20 protein-coding genes are annotated in these 21196 nt (G+C 63.8%); 9 read left to right on the forward strand and 11 right to left on the reverse strand.

The genetic code is table 11. From position 1 onward, the window contains the following. Window positions 1–307: 307 nt before the first annotated feature. Entirely contained in the window at window positions 308–1369 is a 1062-nt protein-coding gene (locus U5A65_RS32480) for a porin (RefSeq protein ID WP_415766029.1), read from the reverse strand. 370 nt (window positions 1370–1739) lie between these two features. Here U5A65_RS32480 and U5A65_RS32485 point away from each other — a divergent pair, with 370 nt between their 5' ends. The 3 genes from U5A65_RS32485 to U5A65_RS32495 all read left to right on the forward strand — a co-directional run bounded on the left by U5A65_RS32485 (window position 1740) and on the right by U5A65_RS32495 (window position 3703). Next, window positions 1740–1904 (forward strand): hypothetical protein, encoded by a 165-nt coding sequence (locus tag U5A65_RS32485; protein ID WP_321948912.1) that lies wholly within the window; start codon window positions 1740–1742, stop codon window positions 1902–1904. A 108-nt stretch (window positions 1905–2012) separates the two neighbouring features. Beyond that, window positions 2013–2465 (forward strand): MarR family winged helix-turn-helix transcriptional regulator, encoded by a 453-nt coding sequence (locus U5A65_RS32490; protein ID WP_321948913.1) that lies wholly within the window; start codon window positions 2013–2015, stop codon window positions 2463–2465. 14 nt (window positions 2466–2479) lie between these two features. Then, a complete protein-coding gene (locus U5A65_RS32495; protein ID WP_321948914.1) occupies window positions 2480–3703 on the forward strand; it encodes an MFS transporter in 1224 nt (407 codons plus the stop codon). A gap of 12 nt (window positions 3704–3715) precedes the next feature. On the opposite strand, the gene U5A65_RS32500 is transcribed toward U5A65_RS32495, so the two are convergent. Further along, complete coding sequence (locus U5A65_RS32500; RefSeq protein ID WP_321914992.1) at window positions 3716–5071, reverse strand: MFS transporter; 1356 nt, start codon at window positions 5069–5071, stop codon at window positions 3716–3718. Window positions 5072–5494: 423 nt separating this feature from the next. On the opposite strand from U5A65_RS32500, the gene U5A65_RS32505 reads away from it, so the two are divergent. Both U5A65_RS32505 and U5A65_RS32510 read left to right on the forward strand, forming a co-directional pair. Next, a complete protein-coding gene (locus U5A65_RS32505; protein ID WP_321914991.1) occupies window positions 5495–7054 on the forward strand; it encodes a methyl-accepting chemotaxis protein in 1560 nt (519 codons plus the stop codon). 53 nt (window positions 7055–7107) lie between these two features. Continuing rightward, window positions 7108–8205: a lactonase family protein gene (locus tag U5A65_RS32510; protein ID WP_321948915.1), complete on the forward strand. Its 1098-nt coding sequence runs from the start codon at window positions 7108–7110 to the stop codon at window positions 8203–8205. Between the two features lie 25 nt (window positions 8206–8230). On the opposite strand, the gene U5A65_RS32515 is transcribed toward U5A65_RS32510, so the two are convergent. The 4 genes from U5A65_RS32515 to U5A65_RS32530 all read right to left on the reverse strand — a co-directional run bounded on the left by U5A65_RS32515 (window position 8231) and on the right by U5A65_RS32530 (window position 12815). Continuing rightward, a complete protein-coding gene (locus U5A65_RS32515; protein ID WP_321948916.1) occupies window positions 8231–9526 on the reverse strand; it encodes an MFS transporter in 1296 nt (431 codons plus the stop codon). A gap of 125 nt (window positions 9527–9651) precedes the next feature. Beyond that, window positions 9652–10866 (reverse strand): MFS transporter, encoded by a 1215-nt coding sequence (locus U5A65_RS32520; RefSeq protein WP_321948917.1) that lies wholly within the window; start codon window positions 10864–10866, stop codon window positions 9652–9654. Next, a complete protein-coding gene (locus tag U5A65_RS32525) occupies window positions 10863–11654 on the reverse strand; it encodes a DeoR/GlpR family DNA-binding transcription regulator (RefSeq protein ID WP_321948918.1) in 792 nt (263 codons plus the stop codon). Before U5A65_RS32525 ends, U5A65_RS32520 begins: the two co-directional genes overlap by 4 nt. A gap of 129 nt (window positions 11655–11783) precedes the next feature. Beyond that, window positions 11784–12815: a LacI family DNA-binding transcriptional regulator gene (locus tag U5A65_RS32530; RefSeq protein WP_321948919.1), complete on the reverse strand. Its 1032-nt coding sequence runs from the start codon at window positions 12813–12815 to the stop codon at window positions 11784–11786. Between the two features lie 251 nt (window positions 12816–13066). On the opposite strand from U5A65_RS32530, the gene U5A65_RS32535 reads away from it, so the two are divergent. The 4 genes from U5A65_RS32535 to U5A65_RS32550 are packed head-to-tail and all read left to right on the forward strand — an operon-like array spanning window position 13067 to window position 16849. Further along, window positions 13067–14125 carry a fatty acid desaturase gene (locus U5A65_RS32535; RefSeq protein WP_321939160.1) on the forward strand — a complete coding sequence of 353 codons (1059 nt, stop codon included), beginning with the start codon at window positions 13067–13069 and terminating at the stop codon, window positions 14123–14125. Window positions 14126–14161: 36 nt separating this feature from the next. Beyond that, complete coding sequence (locus tag U5A65_RS32540) at window positions 14162–14485, forward strand: non-heme iron oxygenase ferredoxin subunit (RefSeq protein ID WP_321914982.1); 324 nt, start codon at window positions 14162–14164, stop codon at window positions 14483–14485. A gap of 55 nt (window positions 14486–14540) precedes the next feature. Then, window positions 14541–15575: a sugar ABC transporter substrate-binding protein gene (locus U5A65_RS32545; protein WP_415766015.1), complete on the forward strand. Its 1035-nt coding sequence runs from the start codon at window positions 14541–14543 to the stop codon at window positions 15573–15575. Window positions 15576–15592: 17 nt separating this feature from the next. Then, window positions 15593–16849: an NAD(P)/FAD-dependent oxidoreductase gene (locus tag U5A65_RS32550; RefSeq protein ID WP_321948920.1), complete on the forward strand. Its 1257-nt coding sequence runs from the start codon at window positions 15593–15595 to the stop codon at window positions 16847–16849. Window positions 16850–16940: 91 nt separating this feature from the next. Here the strand turns inward: U5A65_RS32550 and U5A65_RS32555 are convergent, their stop codons facing one another. From U5A65_RS32555 to U5A65_RS32575, 5 genes are all read right to left on the reverse strand, one after another. After that, on the reverse strand, window positions 16941–18068 hold the full coding sequence (locus U5A65_RS32555) for a patatin-like phospholipase family protein (protein ID WP_321948921.1): 1128 nt from the start codon (window positions 18066–18068) through the stop codon (window positions 16941–16943). 163 nt (window positions 18069–18231) lie between these two features. Continuing rightward, entirely contained in the window at window positions 18232–18972 is a 741-nt protein-coding gene (locus U5A65_RS32560) for a GGDEF domain-containing protein (RefSeq protein WP_321948922.1), read from the reverse strand. Window positions 18973–18994: 22 nt separating this feature from the next. Then, on the reverse strand, window positions 18995–19381 hold the full coding sequence (locus U5A65_RS32565) for a DUF1987 domain-containing protein (RefSeq protein WP_321914977.1): 387 nt from the start codon (window positions 19379–19381) through the stop codon (window positions 18995–18997). Between the two features lie 18 nt (window positions 19382–19399). Further along, window positions 19400–19963: a SiaB family protein kinase gene (locus U5A65_RS32570; protein ID WP_321914976.1), complete on the reverse strand. Its 564-nt coding sequence runs from the start codon at window positions 19961–19963 to the stop codon at window positions 19400–19402. A gap of 14 nt (window positions 19964–19977) precedes the next feature. Next, the gene (locus U5A65_RS32575; RefSeq protein ID WP_415766031.1) at window positions 19978–21093 is read right to left on the reverse strand and encodes a SpoIIE family protein phosphatase; all 1116 of its coding nucleotides are present in this window, start codon (window positions 21091–21093) and stop codon (window positions 19978–19980) included. Window positions 21094–21196 lie beyond the last annotated feature (103 nt).

Consider the following 21196-nt stretch of genomic DNA (forward strand, 5'->3'; position numbering starts at 1 on the left):
TCGGGATTGACCGTCATCCTCGATGGCAGGATTGGCCGCGAGGAATACCAGAGCGTATGCGGTTCGGTATCGGCTTTACAGCGATTCGCGGAATCACTGCATCGATGCACGGCGCGTCAGCATGAGAGTGCCGCGCACCGGTCATCGGCGGCCAGCGTGTTTGGCCGGTTACGTCGGCGCATCAGCAGACTGGCGATAATAGCGGGCGCCACGGCGAAGCCTGCCCGACGCATGGCGCGCGTAGGGCATGGCAGGCTCAAGTTGGGAAGCCTCGGGGTAAGGCCGCAGCAGCGTGAGAAATCGAAAACTAAAACAGGTGTCGAATGCCAACATCGGCGCCGAACTGTGACCCTGTTACGCCAAAGAGCGCCCCGTTGATTGCTAATCCTGTATTCATGCGCCCGTGATTGTTAGCGTAAGCGACCTGCGTATAAAGAGTTGTGCGCCTGGAGAGAGAGTAGTCAACGCCGAGCGAGCCGAGGATTGAATGATTGCTTGAGTCATTGCCGTCGCGGGTATACCAGGCACCCCCGTCGATGGAGAGGGAGGGCGTGAGCGTATACGCAAGGCCGCCGGCGATCACTCGGTTGTCGAAGGAGCCAGAGACTTTGTAGAGCGTGTATGAGGCTTTGATAGACAGGCGGTCGAAGTAATAAGTTGCTCCGATGTTCCGGCCGACGAAAGCGACGGTACTTGGGTTCGGTATGGTGGCTGCGGTCCCGCCTGAGTTGCCGTTATACATCGCGGCGCTTAGCAGCAAGCCGCTAGCATGCCAGGAAAGCCCGAAGGAATACTGCTGACCTGCCTTGAAGTCGCCAGGAGAGCCACCAAAGGCGTACATGGCACGGCCCTGGACGCCCGCAATCTCGGGTGACGCGTACATGATTGAATTGGCGTTGAAGAGGCCAGTAACGACGACGTTGTCAACGTAGTTGACGAGTCCGCTGCCAAAATATTTGAAGTCCCGTGGATCGGTCGCAAAGATCGAAAGCAGGAACGGAGAGTATTGAAGACCGGCGGTGACTGTGCCGAAGCCGCCGACCAGGCCAACCCACGCCTGGCGGCCGAAGAACTCGCCGTTAGAGTCACCCAGTCCACCGTTGGCAATATCGATGCCGCTTTCGAGGTTGAAAATGGCTGCGAGCCCGCCACCAAGATTTTCAGTCCCTTTTACGCCAAAGCGAGTCGCGCTTTCGCCGCCGCTCTGAAGGGAAAACTGATGACCTTCACTGGCACCCGTGGCGAGATTGAAAGTCTTGTTCGTGTAGAGAATCTGGGCGTCGGCAATGCCGTACAGTGTGACGCTACTTTGGGCATGTGCAACGGATACAGCGGCGAGTGCGCAGGTGCTGATGGCGGCGCTTCGAATGGCACGCCAGGTTGGATTGCACTTCGTCATGCGGGTGTCTCCTTGAAAGGCTATGCGGTCTCCTCCCTGTATTTACTCGCATTACACGCATCGAAACTTGACCTATGCCGCCTGAATTTGTACATTTCCCGCCAATTCAAACTCAGCGCGGTGTCGCAATGACGACAACATGTGCGTTGCCGTGCCTGGCGAGCAACTCCCAGCACGAATGCCTTTGTGTGATTTAATTAATAAGGATAACGATATGAACCACTTCCGGAAATATGCCCCAACGATCTGCAAAACTTGAAAACGGTTGCGCGCCCAGCAGCGTTGGTGGTGCGCATGAGCGTGTTCAGATACTCGACAATGCGGAGCACGGCTTCGTTGCATGGCCGGAAAAACGATCGCCAGAAAAGACCTCTATGTATCCGGCGATTCCTCGCATGTCACCGTCGAGCGGAAGCACGAACTCGGCGAAATGAATGAATTCAGTTGCCCGTGGCCGAACGCAACCGACGACACAGGTCGAGTCAACGTTTCTCAGGTGACGTAAAGCAATACACCCCGCCAGGCATCCCCCAAACCAACCTCGCTGCAGCCTCGACTCGGAGATATGAAGGTTATCTTTGCAGTTTACCTTCATATCTCCTAGAATGCGGGGATGACCGATCGCGCCAAAACTCCCCCTCCCGACCTCGCCGCGTCGCTTGCCGGCGACCTGCGCGCCCTCGTCGGGCAACTGCGCCGCCGTTTTCGCGAGCAGGCGATCCTCGGCGAATTCACGCCGTCGCAGATGGCCGTGCTGCTGCGGCTCGAACGCGAAGGGCCGGCCACGGTGTCGAGCCTCGCGCGCGCGGAGGGTATGCGCCCGCAGTCGATGGGCACGCTCATCGCGCCGCTCGAGGCGGCGGGGCATATCAGCGGCGCACCGGACCCCAACGACGGGCGCCAAACGCTCTGGTCGCTCACCCACGCCTTTCGCGAGTGGCTCAAGCAAGGGCGGGCCGCGCGTCAGGACTGGCTCTCGCGCAGGATCGACACGCGCCTTTCCGGCGCCGAGCAACAGCAGCTAGCCGCCGCAGTCGACCTGCTCAAGCGGCTCGTGGCCGACTAAGGCGAGGGGCTCGCATGGGCGCTCCTGCTTCGGGGTTCTTTCGCTCGCTCAAGAGTTACAACTATCGCGTGTGGTCGGCGGGTGCGCTCGTCTCGAACGTCGGCACGTGGATGCAGCGCACGGCGCAAGACTGGCTCGTGCTCACCGGCCTCACGCATCACAGCGCGGCGGCGGTGGGCATCGTGATGGGCTTGCAGTTCGGCCCGCAAATGCTGTTCATGCTGTGGTCGGGCTTCGCCGCCGACCACTTCGACCAGCGCAAGCTGCTGATGCTCACGCAGGCGTTGCTAGGCGCTTTGGCCATTGCACTAGGCGTGCTCACGGTCACGGGGCTCGTGCAGCTCTGGCAGGTTTATGTGTTCGCGTTCCTGTTCGGCTGCACAACGGCATTCGATTCGCCGGTGCGGCAAACCTTCGTCTCGGAACTGGTCGGCGACGCCGATCTCTCCAACGCCGTCGCGCTCAATTCCACCTCGTTCAACGCCGCGCGCATGATCGGGCCGGCGGTGGCGGGGCTCGTCATCGCATCGGTGGGCGTGGGCTGGGCCTTCCTGCTCAACGGCCTTTCGTTCGTCGCCGTGCTGATCTCGCTTACACGTCTGCGCGTGGACGAACTGCGTTCAGCGAAGCGCAAGCAGCCCGCGAAGGGCGGGATTGCCGCGGGATTCCGCTACGTGTGGGCGCGCCCCGACCTGCGGGCGATCCTCGTCATGCTGTTCCTGATCGGCACCTTCGGGCTGAACTTTCCGATCTTCATCTCGACGATGGCCGTGAACGTCTTCCACGCCGACGCGGGACGCTACGGACTCCTTTCTTCCCTGATGGCGGTGGGCACCATGAGCGGCGCGTTCTTCGGCGCGGGCCGCAGCCAGCCGCGTTTCGTCTCGCTGTTGTTCGCGGCGGCGGCGTTCGGGGTGGGCTGTGTGCTGGCATCTGTTGCGCCCGGGTACTGGTGGTTCGGCGGCGCGCTCGTCATGATCGGCATCGCGGCGCTCACGTTCACGACCGAAACCAACAGCCTCATGCAGCTTTCCACGGAACCTGGCATGCGCGGCCGCGTGCTGGCGATCCGCCTGGCCGTGGCGCTCGGTGGCACGCCCATCGGCGCGCCGATCGTGGGATGGATCGCCGACCACTGGGGGCCGCGCTGGGCCTTGCTGGTGGGCGCGGCTTCCGGCTTCGCGGCCGCTATTGTCGCAGCCCGCGCGCTGGCGCGGCGGGCCCACGAGCAGCCATAACGCGCCGCCGCTTCAGGCGGCCTTCAATTCCACGCGCTTGATGTCCTTCACGATCACGAGATAGCTGATCACCGTGACGAGCGCGTTCACGCCGACAAAGGCGAGCGCGCCGTTGAACGAACCGGTTTCGGCCAGCACATAGCCGATCACGATCGGCGTGACGATGCCGGCCACATTGCCGAACATGTTGAAGATCGAGCCCGAGAGGCCGATGGCTTCGCGCGGTGCGGTATCGGCGATCACGGCCCAGCCGAGCGCACCCAGCCCCTTGCCGAAGAATGCGAGCGACATGAGCGCGACCACGATCCAGTCGCTGTTCACGTAGTTGCAGCCGACGATACAGCACGAGAGCATCATGCCGCCGACGATCGGCGCCTTGCGCGCCACAGTGAGCGAGCGGCCCGAGCGAATCAAAGCGTCCGACGCCACACCGCCCAGCACGCCGCCGAGGAACCCGCAGATGGCGGGCAGCGAAGCAACGAGCCCCGCCTTCAGGATGGTCATGTGGCGTGCCTGCACGAGGTAGATCGGGAACCACGTGAGGAAAAAGTACGTGAGCACGTTGATGCAATACTGCGCGAGGTAGATGCCCAGCAGCATGCGGTTGCCCAACAGCTGGCGGATGACCGCCCAGTTCGCGCCCTTGCGTGCCTTGCGTTCCGCGCGCGCCGTGCGTTGATGCCCGTTCACGATGCCGCCGCCCGCCTCGATGTATTCGAGTTCCTGCTGGTTCACGCCCGGATGATCGGCGGGGTTCTTCATGAACCTGATCCACGCAAAGGCCAGCACGAGGCCGCCCACGCCCATCACGATATACACGTGATGCCAGCCGTACGCGTGCGTGAGCCACGCCATGAGCGGCGTGAACACCACGGCCGCGAAATACTGCGCCGAATTGAAGATGGCCGAGGCCGTGCCGCGCTCCTTCGCCGGGAACCAGCTCGCCACCACTTTCGCGTTGGCGGGGAAGGCGGGCGCTTCGGCCGCGCCCATCGCGAAGCGCAGGGCGAAGAGGCCTGCGATGGCGGCGCTCGCGCTGCCGAGCAGGCCAATCGAGCTTTGCAGCAGCGTGAAGAGCGACCACAGGAAGATGCTGCCCGCGTACACGCGGCGCGCGCCGAAGCGGTCGAGCACCCAGCCCGCGGGCACCTGCGCGAGCACATACGCCCAGCTGAACGCCGAGAAGATGTAGCCCATGTGGATGGCGTCGAGACCGAACTCGGCGCGCATGGCCGAACCCGTGACCGAGAGCGTGGCGCGGTCAGCGTAGTTGAGCGTGGTGATGATGAAGATCAGCGAGAGGATCAGGTAGCGCACCCTGGTGCGCCTGGCGACATAGGACTGCGTGGCGGTGCGGCTCAACGACATGTGGATCGACCTCTATCGTGCGCGAGACCCGGGCCGCGCAACGTGAGCGAGGCGGCGGCCTGAATCTGCTGTCTCCTGACGGCGCGCCTCATGCGCGCCGCATCTACTTATGCAGGAACGCGCTGAACTTACGTCAAGCGCGTTCCGGGTGCGGACCTGCTCCGCGGCCTGTTCAGCCAGTTGTCAGCAAGTTGTTTGACATCGTGGCTGGTTGTCAGAGCCAATCGTACATTGCCCAGGAAGCCGAGGCAACCGAACTGTGTGCCTCTTCAGTGGGTCTCAGGGTAAACTCGAATTTCAGGATAAGCGCGTGATGATGGGATGATATGCCAAAGTTGTTGGACAACATGGCGGGCACACCCTCAAGACTCCGGCGTTTGAGCCGTAAAGAAGAACACCATGGAAACCGGGGATTGAAGCAACATGCGCAACACGACGGTACGAGCCAGCCTCCTTGCAGTGCTGGTGATCTTTGGCGTGATGATCCTGATCGGCGGCTTCGCGGGCGTGTTTTCGCTGCGGGAGTCGAACGCCAGCGCCCAGCGCCTGCACGAAATCGCGCGCCAGACCATTCTGGTCAACGACGCCTACAAAGACACCACGCGCACGCGCTCGGCGCTCGTGCGCGGCTATAGCGCGCTCAAGGAACGCAACGACACGGCCACGCGCGACTCCGCGCTGACCAGTGCTGCCAAAAGCTTCGAGCTTTCGGTGAGCGAAACGCAGGCCTTCGCCAACGCCCCGGCGTTCGACGGCATGGACGCGGACCTCAAACGTCAGTTGCTCGACTCCGCCGCACAGCTTTCCAACACGCTCACGCGCGCGACCGACGCGCTGCGCAACGGCGACACAGCGGCCTATGTGGCGGTCAACGACACCGACATCACCGCAGCGGGCGCGGCCTATTCCGTGAACGTGGAGAAGTTCCAGAAGCTCGCCAACGCGCTCGCCGAGGCAACGCTCGAAGACGGCAACGCGCGCTACGCGTGGATCGTGAGTCTCGTGGGCGTCGGTGTGGCGATCGCGCTGGCGCTCGTCGTCGTGACGCATTTCGCGTTGCAGCGCATCGTGTCGCGCCCGCTCGCCGAAGCGGCGGCGGTGCTCGACCGCATCGCGTCGAACGATCTCACGGTGCGCGTGCCCGAAGCGGGCCGCAACGAAATTGGCCTGCTGTTCGCGGCAATGCGCCGGATGCAGGCAGGGCTTTCGCGCACCGTGGCCGGCGTGCGCGACAGTTGCGATGCAATCCACACGGCCGCGCGCGAAATCGCGGCGGGCAACCTCGATCTGTCGAGCCGCACGGAAGAGCAATCCGCCTCGCTCGAAGAAACGGCCGCGAGCATGGAGGAACTCACCTCCACCGTGAAGCAGAACTCCTCGAACGCCTCCGAGGCCAGCACGCTCGCAACGGGCGCGGCCGATCTTGCGCAGCGCGGCGGCGACGTGGTGGGGCGCGCCGTGCAGACCATGCAGGACATCAGCGCCAGCTCGCAGAAGATCGCCGAGATCACCGGCTTGATCGACAGCATCGCGTTCCAGACCAATATTCTCGCGCTCAACGCCGCCGTGGAATCGGCGCGCGCGGGCGAGCAGGGGCGCGGCTTCGCCGTGGTCGCGGGCGAGGTGCGCACGCTCGCGCAACGCAGCGCGGGCGCCGCCCGCGAGATCAAGGAACTGATCGGCGCCTCGATGGAAGACGTGCGCAATGGCAACGCGCTCGTCGCGCAGGCAGGCGAGACGATGAACGAGATCGTGAACTCGGTGCGCAACGTCGCCACCATCATGGCCGAGATCACGACGGCCACCGCCGAGCAGAGCACGGGTATCCAGCAGGTCGGCATGGCGGTGAGCCAGATGGATCAGGTCACGCAGCAAAACGCCGCGCTCGTGGAGCAGGCGGCCGCCGCGGCGAGCGCGCTGGAGCACCAGGCGCAATCGATGAAGGAAGCGGTTTCGGTGTTTCGCGTTGGCGCGCTTGCGTGAAGGCAGGCGAGTGCGAAGCTGATTAATAGAACTAACAAACGGAAAAAGAGTTGATGAAGAAGAACGCAATCTTGCGCGGCGTGGTGGGTGCTGTTTTCGGGCTCGCGGCATCGGTGGCCGTGCACGCGGCTAACTACGTGTACGTGTCGAACGCCGATAGCCAGGACATTTCGGTGTTCCGGCTCGACGCGCAAAGCGGCGCGCTGGCCTCGGTCGAAACCGTGCCGGTGGGCGGCACGGTCATGCCGATGGCGTTCTCGCCCGATCATCATCGCCTGTATGCGGCGCTGCGCTCGAAGCCGTATCGCGTGGTGAGCTTCGCGGTGAATCCGCTCGATGGCCGCCTCGTCGAACTCGGGCGCGCGCCGCTCGCGGAGAGCATGGCCTATGTGTCCACCGACGGCACGGGCCGTTATCTGCTTTCCGCTTCGTACGGCGGCAATCTGCTGGCGGTGAACCGCATCGCCGAAAACGGCGTGGCGGGCGACGTGCTGCAAACCGTGAAGACGGGCCCGATGGCGCACATCATTCGCACCTCGCCGGACAACCGTTATGCGTTCGCCTCGGTGCTCGGCGCAGACGCATGGCTGCGCCTGAAGTTCGACGCCGCGACGGGCGCGCTCACCGAAGACGCGCAGCCCGCCTACTCGCTGCCCAAGGATTCCGGCCCGCGCCACTTCCAGTTTTCGCCGGACCAGCGTTTCGTCTATCTGATCGATGAGCTCGACGGCAAACTGCACGTGCTCGCGTTCAACGCGGCGAACAATACGGTCAAGCCGATCCAGACGATCTCGATCCTGCCCGCCGACTTTTCCGGCGACAAGCCGTGGGGCGCCGACGTGCACCTCACGCCCGACGGCCGCCACCTGTATATCTCGGAGCGCACGTCGAGCACGCTGGGCGCGTATCGCGTGAACAAGGAAACGGGCAAGCTCACGCGCATTGGCACGTATGCCACGGAAAAGCAGCCGCGCGGCTTCAATATCGATCCTTCGGGCCAATACCTCTTTGCCGTGGGCCAGCTCTCGCCCACGCTGAGCGCTTACCGTATCGATGCGAAGAGCGGCGCGCTGCACGAGCTTGGCAAGTACCCGGTGGGCAAGGGCGCGAACTGGGTCGAAGTGGTGGACTTCGACGGTTCGAACGAGTAAGGCATAAGGGGCGGCTTCGGCCGCCTTATTGTTGATGGTTCTCAGTCGCGAAGGTCATTGCCTTCGCTTCGCGCGTGTCTGCGTGCGCTGCGTCGAGACCTTCGATCGAGCGCAGCCGCGCGGGCGCGGAGAACGCGATGATCGCGAGTTGCATGGCGAATCCGCACGCCGCGCCCACGAGGCAACTGGTCATGCCAAGCCGCGTGCTCAGGAACGCGCCGAGCAGGGCGCCAAGCGGGCGCGCGCCGAATGTCGCCGTCATGATGACCGACGAGACGCGCGCGATCAGATCGCGCGGCGTGACGACCTGGCGCAACGCCGTGGTCGAGATGGTCCAGACGATCGGCCCGAAGCCAAACAGAAAGAAAGCTAGAAACACGGTGGCGCGCGAATGCGTGAGCGCGGTGCTTGCCATCAGCAGCGAGGCAAGCGCGGCGCTCAGCGGGCCGAGCAGAATTTGCCTTCCGAAGACGAGACGCTTTGCGATGAGCTTGTAGAGAAACGCGCCGCCCACCATGCCGAAGCCGTACACGCCAAGCGCAACACCCACGGCCGATGGCGCGAACGCGAGCCGGTGTATCGCGTACCAGGCGAACACGGCGAGCAACAGATACCACGACGTATTGAAGACGAAGGCCGTCGCCACGATCGGCCGCAGATGCGTGCTGCGCGCGATGAACCGCACGCCGTCGAATAACTCGTGTGTGAGCGCGCGTCGCGAACGCGGGCGCGGCGCCTCGGTGGGCAGGCGCACGAGAAACCATGCGCTGGCGAGCGACAGCGCGAACGCCGCGAGAAACGCGAACACGCCCGACGCCCAGCCCGCAAAGATACCGCCCACGGCTGGCCCCGCCGTATAGGCGATGCTGCGCGCGATCTCGAGCCGCCGGTTGGCGGTGAGCAGGTCGCCCGTTTCGACCATGGTTGCGACGAGCGAGGGCGCGCTCACGCTGAACACGACGGTGCCCGTCGCGATGGCGAAGCCCAGTGTGCCGAGCGTGTAGAGCGAAAGCACGCGCGCATGGAACAACGCGAACAGCACGAAAAGGGCGGCGGCGCGCAGCAGTTCGCTTGCGATCATGAGCGGCTTGCGCCGGCTGCGATCGGCAACGAGGCCGGCGGGCAGCGAGAGCAGCAGGAACGGCAGCGTATTGATGGCCTGCAGCGAGGCGCTTTGCTGTGCGGAAGCGCCTAGCGCCACCACGGCGACGATGGGGATGACCGCAATGGCCATCTGCTCGCTGAATTGCGCTGCGAGACTCGCATGCGAAAGATTGACGACGACGTGCTGTGAGGTGGCGTTTTCCGGCGTGCTGCCCATCGTAGATGTCCCGAAGATCGATCCGTTATCGGCTGGATGCGGTGGTTTGAACTTCGGGATCGAGTCTACGTAGGGCGGTTGGCTGGGGATATCCGGATCTTGTGCTGAAATTCGATGCGCGCAGGTCACTCCGCCTCAATGCGGTCCGCGTCACGCGCATTGCTGTTCATCTGCGCATGCTTTGCAGATTTGCCGCGCGACATATCCACATCGCGAACCGCACGGCTGCCCGCAAAGCACACCGCGAGCGTAGCGAGCACCAGCACGCCAAGCGCTAGCTGCAACCCGACGAGCCCCGCGCCAAAGCCGATGATCGGCGGCCCCACGAGAAAGCCCGCGTACCCGGCGGTGGCCGCCATCGAAACACCGGTAACGGGCGGATCGGTGGTGCGCCCGGCGGCGCTGAAAATCACCGGCACCACATTGGCGAGCCCAATGCCGACGCAGATGAACCCCACAACCGCCGTAGCGAGCGCAGGCGCGGCGAGCACAGCCGCGAGTCCCGCAGCCGAGAGCAGGCCGCCCAGCGCGACCACGCGCACCGCGCCGAGGCGCCGCACGAACGCGTCGCCCACCATGCGGCAGGCCGCCATGGCGAACGCGAACGCTGTATAACCAATGCCCGCGCTATCGGCATGAGCGGGCAAGGCAGAACGCAGGTACACGGCGCTCCAGTCGGCGATAGCTCCCTCGGTCACCATGCAAAGGAACGCCAGCGCGGCGAGCTTCACGACGCTCCCCTGCGGCAGCGCGAAGCCGCTGCCGGACGCAGCCTTGGGGCGCGTGCCCACGTCGCGCAGCGAGAACAGCGCCGCGCCGACGATCAGCACGGCGATGGGAATAGCGGGCAGCGCGAGACCGCTTAGGACGCCGAAGCCTGCCTTCTGCAGCACCGTGCCCACTGCCGCGCCCGCCAGACCGCCCGCGCTCCACGCAGCATGGAACGACGACATGATCGGTGCGCTCCACACTTTTTCGATAGCGCTGGCGTGGCCGTTCATGGAAACGTCGAGTGCGCCATTGAGCGCGCCGAGCAGCAGCAACGCGGCGCACAGCAGCGGCGCATTGGGCGCGAGCGCGGGTAGCGGGAACGCGGCGACGAACAGCACGCCGAGCAGGGCCGTCGCGCGGCCGCTGCCGAACTTCGGCGCGAGCCGCCCCGCAAGCGGCATGGCGACGATCGCGCCCAGCGCGAAGGCGAAGAGCGCGACGCCGAGCAGCGAGTCGCCAAGGAGCAGTTTGTCCTTCACGCGCGGCACCTCGACGGCCCACGCGCCAATGCCGAATCCGTTCGCCAGAAAGACGGCGGTGGTGGCGTAACGTTCGCGCAGCGGTCTCATCGCGCCACCGTCACGTCGCCGCATGCGGCTTTTAGCTGCTTCAGATGGAGTTTCGGCACATCGGCATCGACGACCAGATAGTCGAGCGAAGCACAGGGCGCGATGACGAACGGCGCCGACGTCATCAGCTTTTCGGTGGTGACCGCCGCCGCGATCTGGCCGCTTGCCGCGACCATGGCGCGCTTCATTTCGGCATCCTCTGCATTGAATGCGGCGACGCCTTCCTGAGGGTCGAGCGCGCATGCGCCGAGAAAGCAGAGATCGGCCTTGATTCTCTGAACTTGCACGAGGGCCGCCGCTCCCAGCGCGCCCGCGGCCTGCGCGCTCACGCGCCCGCCGATCAGGATGACCTCAATGCCCGGGCGCTCGAGCAGGCGCACGCAGGCCTGCGGCGAAGTCGTGATGACCGTGAGGCCGGCATGTTCGGGCAGCGCCGCCGCGATCTCGACGTTGGTCGAGCCTGCGTCGAGCAGAATCACCTGGTTGGGCTTGACGAGCGCGGCGGCGGCGCGCGCAAGGCGCGCCTTGGCCGGCAACTGCTCGCGCATGCGCACGGAGGCGGGCTTGTTGGAGGGTGAGGTGAGCAGCGCCCCGCCGTACACGCGCTTGCAGTGGCCCGCCTCGGCCAGATCGCGCAAATGGCGCCGGATCGTGTGCTCAGAGGTGTCGAGTTGCGCGGCGAGTTCGGCGGCCAGCACGCGGCCCTCGGCGCGCAGTTTTTCGAGGATCAGGCGCTCGCGCTCGTCGGGGAGCAGGCTTTCAATGGCCGCCTGGCGAGTTCGTTGCATAGGGTTCGGCTCCCGTTTGTGTGTCGGCTTGCTCGCTTTTGCCCTTTTTAATCGAGCAAAAACGAGCATAAAGTATCGTAAACGGACAAGACGTGCAACAGGCGGCGCAGTGTGCGCGGTGCGGCTGTTTCAGGGGAGCGAATAGCGCGAATACGTTTCGATTGGCACGAGCGCCTGCGCAGGGGGCGTGCCGCCCGCCACCGCCTGGCGCATCTGTTCGACGGCTGTGCGCAGCAGCAAACGCAAATCTTGCGAGAGCAGATAGTCGATCACGTCTGCGCGCAACAGCGGCTCCGTCACGGCGTTCACCTCATGCGTGACATAGAGCGTGCGGCCCGCAAGTCCGCGCTCGCGCAGCGCCGCCGCGAGTCCTTCGTTGCCACCCGCCACGTTGTAGATGCCGTCGAGCGCGCCGTGCATTTCCATGCAGCGCCGCGTGGCCTCGTAGGTCGCCGCGCCCGAGTCGGCGCCCTTGATCACTTCGACGACATTCACGTGGGGAAAGCGCTGGCGCAACAGCGAGCGAAAGCCGATCTCGCGGTCTTCGTGACAGGTGTACGAGAACGTTGCGACCACAACGGCCACGGAAGGCGAGGGCCGCCCTTCCAGGTGGCGGCCAACGAGGAACGCAGCCGACTGGCCCGCGGCGCGGTTGTTCACGCCCACGTAGGTGTGGCGCGCGTCGGCGTCGACGTCGGTGATGAGCGTCACCACGCCAAGGCCGCGCGCCATACATGCGCGCAACGCCGACGTAATGGGCGGCGTGTTCGTGCAGATGATGCCGATGGCGTCCGCCCCTTGCCCGGCTTCACGCACACGCAGCGCGACGTCCTCGTCGCTGGCGCCTACGCAGTTGACCACGTCGAGCGTGACGCCCGCTGCGGCGAACTCGGCTTCGAGGCTCGCTGCCGTGCGCGTGAGCTCTGCGGTGAACGCGTCGCCGGCCTGCAGGAGCAGGCGCACGCGCAGCGCATTGGGCCCTGCACGCGAGGCCACGGGCAACGCCTGATCGTCACCCGCGCCCAGTTGCCTGAGTGCCGCTTCCACAGCGCTGCGCGTACGCGGGTGCACGCCGGGCCGGTCGTTGAGCGCCCGGTCGATGGTCGCGCGGCTCAGTTGCGTGAGTTCCATCAACTGCTTCAGCGTGGGGCGGTTTTTCATCGGATCTCCGCGGCGGGTGAGCATGACCGCATTTTGCCTCAAAATGAGTCATCAAATGCGAATATTTGAATTCTATCTCCACGTGGAGAACGTTTTCACGCGTCAACGTGTTAGGTGAAAACCCTTTAATGCTCAAAATGAGTCACTTTAGCCTTTGACGATGGCTCATTTAGAGCCTGTAATTCGCCTCAACGATGAGCGAATTCAAAGCGGCTCATCAGCGTTCAACGTCATGCACGGGAGTTCGATTCATGTCCGCACAGCAAGGCTCGCCACAGGTCATCACGATGGACGACTGGTACCGTTGTCCGCTGGACCGCAAGGTGCTCAAGGAGGTCACGCGGCGCAACGACAGGGTTGCCCTGATGTATTTCGGCGGCTTCATGGCGCTCGTGCTCGCCACCGGCGCGCTCGCCTGGTTTTCCTTGGGTACGCTCTGGTGCATTCCGGCCTTGCTGCTTTACGGCACGTTCTACGCGTTCGCCGAGGCGATGGAACACGAGTTGCGTCATCGCACGCCGTTCAGGAGCGAGTGGCTCAACGAGAGTGTGCACTGGGTCATCTGCTTCATGACGTGGCGCGAGCAGATCTATAGCCGCTGGTCGCATGCGCAGCATCACACCTATACGCACCTCACGGCCACGGTGCCCGCCGACGCTGAAATTGCCGTCAAGCGCCCGCCCAATTACCTCAAGCTCGCCACCGATTTCCTGCGTATTTCGCACGGCATCCATCATCTCGGCAACATCGTGTTGCACAGCCTCGGCATCGTCACGAGGAGCGCGAAGGCCGTGGTGCCCGTGGTCGAATATCGGGCGATGCGCCGCAATTCGCGGGTCATGCTCGCGCTCTACGTGGGCGTTGGCGTGTGGGCTTTTGTTGCGCATAGCGGGCTGCCGGTGGTGTTCCTGCTTTTGCCTCGCGCATACGGCGCCTGGTTGCATGAACTGCTGGCCATTACGCAGCACACCGGGCTGCGCGAGAACGAACTCGATCACCGCTTTTCCACCCGCACGCTGCGGTTGAACCCCGTGCTGCAGTTCCTCTACTGGAACATGAACTATCACGTCGAACACCATATGTTCCCCAACGTGCCGTTTCATGCGCTGCCTAAATTGCGCAAGGCGATCGAGGCTGACTTGCCGCCCGCCTATGACGGTGTGTTCGATGCTTGGGCCGAGATCCTGCACGTATTGCGCATGCAGCGCCACGATCCGGACTACATGATCACGCCGCAGGTGCCCGGCAAGACGGCGGGCGTGATGCGTGAGGACGCGGTTTCAAAGGCTTTTGCCGCCGATACGCAATGACGCTCGGTTACCCGCTAACAGATGGTGGAGACGACGATGAACATTCTTCAATGGCACGAAGTGTGCGCGAGCGACGAACTCGAAGAAGAGGACGTGATGGAGTTCGAGCACGAAGGCGAGCTTTACGCGATCTATCACACGCCCACGGGTTATTACGCTTCCGCAGGGGTCTGCACGCACGAAACGGCGCGTCTCTCGCAAGGTCTCGTGTTCGGCGACATCATCGAATGTCCGATGCATATGGGGCGCTTCCATATTCCCTCGGGCGCGGCCAAGGGAGCGCCGGTCTGCGTGAATCTCGCAACACATCCGGTGAAGGTCGAGGGCGGCACGATTTATCTCGGACTCGCCGCAGAATGATTCGGCATGCGAATCGATGATTCAGCACGATAACGACGAAACTTAGGAGACAGCCGTGAATGTTCCTTTCCTGAAGGTGTTGCCGCTGGCGGCTACGCTGTTTGCACTCGCGCTGAGCCCAGCGGCGCACGCGGACCCCGTCGCCCATTTCGACTTCATTTCGCACGCGCCCGATTCGGACGCATGGTGGAACACCGTCAAGAACGGCATCAAGCAGGCCGATGATGACTTCAATGTTCAGACCGACTACCGTAATCCGCCCAATGGCGATATCGCCGATATGGTGCAGCTCGTGAATCAGGCGGCGGCGCGCAATTACGACGGCGTGGTCACGACCATAGCGGATTTCGATCTGCTCAAGGGCGCCGTGTCGCGCCTGAAGTCGAAGAACATTCCCTTTATCACCGCGAATACGGGCACGGAGCAGCAGAGCGCAGAGCTTGGCGCGCTCATGCACGTGGGCCAGCCCGAATATCTCGCCGGCAAGGAAGCGGGGCTGCGCGCGAAAGCAGACGGCGTGAAGACCTTCCTGTGCGTGAACCACTACGCGACGAACCCGCTCTCGTTCGAACGCTGCCGAGGCTTTGCCGACGCGATCGGCGCAAACATGAAAACTTCGGTGCTCGATGCAGGCACGGACCCCACAGGCATAGAATCGAAGGTGAGCGCGTATCTGCGCAACCACCCGAACACGCAGGCCGTGCTCACGCTCGGCCCGACCTCGGCCGACCCGACGATACGCGCGGTGAAGAGTCTCGGCCTTGCGGGCAAGATCTGGTTTGCGACCTTCGATATCGACACGGACGTCGCAAAGGGCATCAAGGACGGCACGATCAAGTTCTGCACCGATCAGCAGCCGTATTTGCAGGGTTATATCCCGGTTGCGCTGCTGGCGATCATGCACCAGAACCACAGCAACGACGTGCTGCAGGCGCGCACCGTGCTCGAGCAGAACCCGAAATTCCAGCAGCGCCTGAAGGACTATGGGCTCAAGCCCGTGTATGAGGCGCGCAATATCAGCTCCGGGCCGGGCTTCATCACGCCGCAGAATATCCAGCAGGTGTCTGCGCTCGCGGGGCAGTATCGTTGAGCGCGCAAGGAGTCGAAATGAATGCGGACGATGCCATGGTGGTGATCGGCGGCGGGCAGTGCGGCGCACGTGCCGTGCAAGTTTTGCGCGAAGGCGGCTGGGAAGGCGCGATTACGCTGATCGCCGATGAATCCGCACAACCGTACGAGCGGCCGCCGCTTTCGAAGGCGGTGCTGGTGGGCGAGCGCACGCCGGAGCAGGGCGCGATACATCGCGAGACGTTTTATCGCGAGCAGCGCGTCGATCTGCGCAGCGGCTGCGCCGCGCGCGCGATCGACTGCGCCGCGCAGACGGTTACGCTCGCGCATGGCGAAACGCTTTCCTACCATCGCCTGCTGATCGCGACCGGCGCGGAGCCTCGCCGCATGAGCGTGCCCGGCGCAGACCTCGCGGGCGTGCATGTGTTGCGCAATGCCGGCGACGCGCTCGCCATCGCAGCCGAGCTTGGGTCCGGACGGCGCATTGCGGTGATTGGCGCGGGCTTCATCGGACTTGAAGTCGCGGCTTCGGCCAGACAGCGCGGTTGCGAAGTCACCGTGTTTGAAGCGGCGCCGCGCGCGTTGATGCGCGCGGTGCCCGCGGAGGTGGCGCAGTGCCTCGTGGACCTGCATCGCGAACGAGGCGTGGACGTGCGTTTTGACGTGCAGGTGCGGCGCTTCGAGGGCGAAGGGCGCGTCAATGGCGTCGTGCTCGGCGATGGCACTGTCGTGCCTTGCGACGCAGCCGTGGTCGGCATTGGCGTGGCGCCGCGCGTGGCGCTGGCGCAGGAAGCAGGCCTCGCGATCGACAACGGCATTGCCGTCGATCCCATGCTGCGTACGAGCGACTCGCATATCTACGCAGCGGGCGACGTGTGCTCGTTCGTGCATCCGCTGTACGGGCGTCGCATTCGCCTTGAATGCTGGCGCAACGCGGAAGATCAGGCGCGCGTGGCAGCGCTCAACATGCTCGGCCACGACGAGGCATACAGCGCCGTGCCGTGGTTCTGGTCCGATCAATACGACACGACGATCCAGATTGCAGGCTTGCCCGGGTTCGGCTCGACCCGGGCTGTGCGTGAAACGGGGCCGGCATCGAAGGTCTTTTTCGCGTTCGACGACGCGGGCTGGCTGGTGGGCGCGAGCGGCGTGGGGCAAACGGGAGAAATCGCCCGTGACGTGCGCATTGCGCAGGAACTCATTGCACGCCGTGTGCGGATCGAACCCGAGCGTCTTGCCGACAGCACGACCAAACTCAAATCGCTGCTCGCCGCAGTCGTGCACGGAACGACGTAATCGATCTACTCGGCCGGCGGCTCCACCCGCCGGCTTTTTTCCACTGCGGTCCGAGTGGGGCGATAGGGCCTTCACGGCCTATCGCTTTCTTTTATTCTGCGTCGGCGCTGTAGACGCTTAGGCCTTCTATGGGATCCATCGGCGCCTCCCACGGTCTTGCTTCGATCGCGCGCATGGCGGCTTCGTAGCCAGCGCGCCGGCGCGCGGCAATACCGGCCGGCGTGAAGTCGATGTCCTTCAACTGGTCGTCGCCATCGAGCCGCGGCGCCGCGAGCTTGATGAGCCGCATGGTCGTTTCGCAGCCCCAGGCAGCCAACTGCCGAACGTCGGCGGTGTTGCGCTCGGCTTCGGGCACGCGCTTCGCCAGTTCGCGAATCACATGGCGCAAGCGGTGAATCTGCTGCTGGCGCGCGATATGGCTTTCGGTGCGGCTTGCGTACTGAATGTCTTTCTGCCGCTCCGCAATCTGCCAGATGCTTTCCGGTTCCGGGCCCGCCGGATTCCACACTTGCACCGAGAAAATGACCGAGCTGCTGCGCGGCTTATCGTCGAGCACGACCTCGACCGGCGTGTTCGAATAGATGCCGCCGTCCCAGTACGGCTCGCCGTCGATGCGCACCGCAGGGAACGCGGGCGGCAGCGCGCCCGAACTCATGATGTGTTCGACATTCAGGTGCTGGTCGCGCGAATCGAAATAGTGCATCGCGCCCGTTCGTGCGTTCACCGCGCCGACCGTGAGGCGCGGGTGCCCCGAGTTGAGCCGTTCGAAGTCGACGAGAGAAACGAGCGTGTCGCGCAGCGGTGCGATCTCGTAGTAGGACGCGCGATCCACGCCCAGGCGCGCGAGCGGCCCGAACCACGACGCCGGGTTGGGTTGAAAGAACCCGGCAATGCCGCCGCCGATGATCATTAGTTTTGCAAACGTCCTGTCCCAGCCAGGCCCCAAACCGGGCCACGCTGCCATGTCGAGGCGCGTGCGGTCGGTGACGCGTTGCCAGAATTCCTCGAGACGCTCGAAGCGGCGCTCCGGCGCGTTTCCGGCGATCAACGCCGCGTTGATCGCGCCAATGGACGTGCCGATCACCCAGTCCACCTGGATGCCGGCTTTGTGCATCGCCTCATAGACGCCGAGTTGATAGGCGCCCAACGCGCCGCCGCCCTGCAACACGAGTACGACTTGCCCGGGCAATGCCAGGCGTGCCGGCCGCTTCGCTGTCATCGATCGCCTCGCTGTTTTGGCGCTGTTCTGCTCTACCGACGCGCGATGTCGTGACCAGCATTCTTCATACGCGTCGCGAGTTTCTCCGCACCATTGTAGTGTGGCGTTAGGAAAAGGCACGCGCTGCGCGGCAACGGCACTAAAGGCACCAGGCCGCCGCGTTTCAACCTGCTGAGGCGATTTGCCCTTCGAATGTCACGCAGTTTCGGCCGCCGCGCTTGGCGGTGTACAGCGCGGAATCCGCGAGTCCGTAAGCGGTGTCGAAATCGGTGCCGGCCGGATTGTCGCTCACGCCGAAACTTGCCGTGATGGGGCGGCACACCGGCGCAGGGAACGCGTGACTCGCAATGGCCGCGCGCATGCGCTCGGCGAGTTGCAGGGCATCGGCAATGTCGAAACCCGGCAGGACGACGGTGAATTCCTCGCCGCCCACGCGGCCGATAATGCCGGTTTCGCCGAGAATGCGCCGCAGGCAGTTCACGATGCCCGAGATCACGCTGTCGCCGGCCGGATGGCCAAAGTCGTCGTTGACCTTCTTGAAGTCGTCGATGTCGAGCAGGATCATCACGGCCCGGTTCGCGCGCAGCGCCTTCACCGTGCGTTCGATCACAGCGCTGCGATTCAATACGCCGGTCAGCGCGTCGTGCGTCGCGCGATATTGCAGTTGCTGCGTGAGCGCCTGCATTTCGCGCTCGGCGCGATCGCTGCGCCCGATCAGGCGGCGCGTTTCGCGCATCAGGCGTTCGTAATGCTGGATGAGTTCGACTAGCGCTTCGCGATGACTTTGCGCGGGCGAATCCGCGACCTCGGCAATCGCCCGGGCCCGCTCCAGTGCCTCGCTTTCGCTGCGGAACAGGTCGAGATAATGATCCTTCAATGTGTCCCGCAAGGCAGTCGTTTCCACGCGCATCGTCCTCAAAGCATTCTCAGGTCGCAACCGGGCAGTCATTGAACTTGATTGCCGTGAAGTCGGTTTGCAGTTCCTCGCCGAATTCGAGGATCGTTTCGTCTTCTTCGTCGCGATACCAGTTCACCTGCACCGCGTTGCCTGCCGCCGCCGCGCGATCCAGCGCATCGAACACGCTGAACAGCATTTTCGTGCTCGAACTGTTGAAGTAGGTGAGCGTCACCTCGACCGTGATCGCGGCGCCTTCGCAACCTTTGAGCCACAGGTTGAGCCGCTCGATGATCGGCGTATAGAACGCGGCCGCGTGCTCGGGATACGACTCGCCCCGCAGTGACAGCACGTTTTCGTCGAAGCGGAAATCGATTTCCGGCGACGTTGCCGTGGCGGCGATAAAAAGGTTATCCATTTTGTACGCGTGCCCTGGTCAGATGATGGTCTTGAGGCAAAACAGTGTGGTGTCCGTATCGTCTTCGCGTGGATGAAACGCGAATTCGAGCGGCGCACTGGCGTCGCGCGCCATCGTCAGAAAACCCAGTCCCGCGCCTTTGCTGTCGGCAGGCGTTTCGGCGCGCAGCGACATCTTGTAGGCCTGCTTGATCTCTTCGATCGACATGTTGCGCAGCGGCTCCAGCTTCTCGCGCAAATCATCCACGGCTGCCGTGGCGATGGGGTTCACGCACACCATGAGGTGGCGCTCGCCTTCAGCGGAAATGCACATCGCGCCTTCGCGAATCGCTCCGCCCTGGCCTCGATCTTCGGAGAGCGCGTCGCACGAGTAGTGCACGATATTGTGCGAAAGCTCGATGAACGACGAAAAGATCCTTCTGCGCGTGGACGTGCTCAGTCCTGCCACTTCCAGTTGCAGCTTCACGACTTCGCTCATCGCCGCGACGATGCTGTGCGAAAAATACCCCTTGTGATAGAAGAGCAAATTGCGCTTCTGTGCGATTTCGAAGAAGCAGCAGTTTTGATCCAGAATTGCAGACATATTGGTGAACTACCTCAGACTCGTGCGAAGAAAAGCGTGACGTCGTCGCGGCGCGCCTGTGAACCTTGCCAATCGGCGAAAGTCTCGAGCAGGCGCGCGCAGATGAAAGAAGAAGCGTGCTCGCGTTCGGCGAGAACCCGGTCGAGCGTCCGGCGTTTTCCGAAGGCGATGTTACGCGGGCCGCCAATCTGGTCGGTCAGGCCATCCGTGGAAACGAACAGCAGGCTGCCGCGCGGCGCGGCAACGGTGTGCTGTGTCCAGGTGTAGTCGGCGAGACTGTCCACATAGCCCACGCCCATGCGGTCGCCTGCGATGCTTTCGAATTCGGCGGCGTCCGGTCGCAGCACATGCAGCGCGACGCGCGCACCGGCAAAGTGCAGCACCTGGCTGGCGGCGTCGAACCAGAAGAAGGCGGCGTCCAGGCCGTCGTTGGACTGCGGTGCGTCGCCTGCGCCGTTGATTTGCCCGAGCAGTCCCTTCACGTTGCGATTGACGGCCGCGAGCAACGCGCAAGGGTTGCGCGGTCCGATCTGTTCGAGCGCCTGCGAAAGCGAAGCCGAAGCGAGCAAGGTCATGAATGCGCCGGGCACGCCATGGCCCGTGCAATCGGCCACTGCGCCGAACCAGCCGTCGGCGAACGCCGCGAAATGGTAGAAGTCGCCGCCCACGACATCGCGCGGCTCCCAGAGGAGCGCGGCATCGGGCAGCATGGTTGCGAGCGTTTCGCGCGAGGCGCGCAGCATGGCTTGCTGGATCACGCTCGCATACTCGATGCTCTGCATGATCTGACGATTCTTTTCGGCCTGCATTTCCGCCACGACGGAGAGCAGGCGCAAGCCATTGCCCACGCCAACGAAGCGGCCTTCGCGCGTCACGATGAAACCGTCCACGAGCGCCTTTTCGCCGACTTCAACGGTTTTGAACGTGAGCGCTTCGATGCTCATGCCCACATCGACGATCAAGGGCTCCTTGTCCATGAACGCGATGCAGCTCTTCTTGTCGTATAGCTCGCGATGAAACGGCTTGCTCATTTGCGACAGGAAGATATCGCGGTTGATGAGGCCGACAGGGCGATCGTTTTCGATCACCGCGAGACTCGCCATGTCGCGCCTCGAATAGAAAATCTCCATGACGAGAGAGTTCGAATCCGAAGCGTCGATGGCCGGCACTTCCAGAGCCAGTTCTCCGGCGCTGCGCGGGCCCACGGGAAGTCCCGGACGACGAAATTGCGCG

Source organism: Paraburkholderia sp. J10-1 (assembly GCF_905220165.1).
Taxonomy (GTDB): domain Bacteria; phylum Pseudomonadota; class Gammaproteobacteria; order Burkholderiales; family Burkholderiaceae; genus Paraburkholderia.

Coding starts and splice junctions, on each gene's coding strand:
- U5A65_RS32485 (WP_321948912.1), top strand. CDS start 1,740: ATGGCCGGAAAAACGATCGCCAGAAAAGACCTCTATGTATCCGGCGAT.
- U5A65_RS32490 (WP_321948913.1), top strand. CDS start 2,013: ATGACCGATCGCGCCAAAACTCCCCCTCCCGACCTCGCCGCGTCGCTT.
- U5A65_RS32495 (WP_321948914.1), top strand. CDS start 2,480: ATGGGCGCTCCTGCTTCGGGGTTCTTTCGCTCGCTCAAGAGTTACAAC.
- U5A65_RS32500 (WP_321914992.1), bottom strand. CDS start 5,071: ATGTCGTTGAGCCGCACCGCCACGCAGTCCTATGTCGCCAGGCGCACC.
- U5A65_RS32505 (WP_321914991.1), top strand. CDS start 5,495: ATGCGCAACACGACGGTACGAGCCAGCCTCCTTGCAGTGCTGGTGATC.
- U5A65_RS32510 (WP_321948915.1), top strand. CDS start 7,108: ATGAAGAAGAACGCAATCTTGCGCGGCGTGGTGGGTGCTGTTTTCGGG.
- U5A65_RS32515 (WP_321948916.1), bottom strand. CDS start 9,526: ATGGGCAGCACGCCGGAAAACGCCACCTCACAGCACGTCGTCGTCAAT.
- U5A65_RS32520 (WP_321948917.1), bottom strand. CDS start 10,866: ATGAGACCGCTGCGCGAACGTTACGCCACCACCGCCGTCTTTCTGGCG.
- U5A65_RS32525 (WP_321948918.1), bottom strand. CDS start 11,654: ATGCAACGAACTCGCCAGGCGGCCATTGAAAGCCTGCTCCCCGACGAG.
- U5A65_RS32530 (WP_321948919.1), bottom strand. CDS start 12,815: ATGAAAAACCGCCCCACGCTGAAGCAGTTGATGGAACTCACGCAACTG.
- U5A65_RS32535 (WP_321939160.1), top strand. CDS start 13,067: ATGTCCGCACAGCAAGGCTCGCCACAGGTCATCACGATGGACGACTGG.
- U5A65_RS32540 (WP_321914982.1), top strand. CDS start 14,162: ATGAACATTCTTCAATGGCACGAAGTGTGCGCGAGCGACGAACTCGAA.
- U5A65_RS32550 (WP_321948920.1), top strand. CDS start 15,593: ATGAATGCGGACGATGCCATGGTGGTGATCGGCGGCGGGCAGTGCGGC.
- U5A65_RS32555 (WP_321948921.1), bottom strand. CDS start 18,068: ATGACAGCGAAGCGGCCGGCACGCCTGGCATTGCCCGGGCAAGTCGTA.
- U5A65_RS32565 (WP_321914977.1), bottom strand. CDS start 19,381: ATGGATAACCTTTTTATCGCCGCCACGGCAACGTCGCCGGAAATCGAT.
- U5A65_RS32570 (WP_321914976.1), bottom strand. CDS start 19,963: ATGTCTGCAATTCTGGATCAAAACTGCTGCTTCTTCGAAATCGCACAG.
- U5A65_RS32575 (WP_415766031.1), bottom strand. CDS start 21,093: ATGGAGATTTTCTATTCGAGGCGCGACATGGCGAGTCTCGCGGTGATC.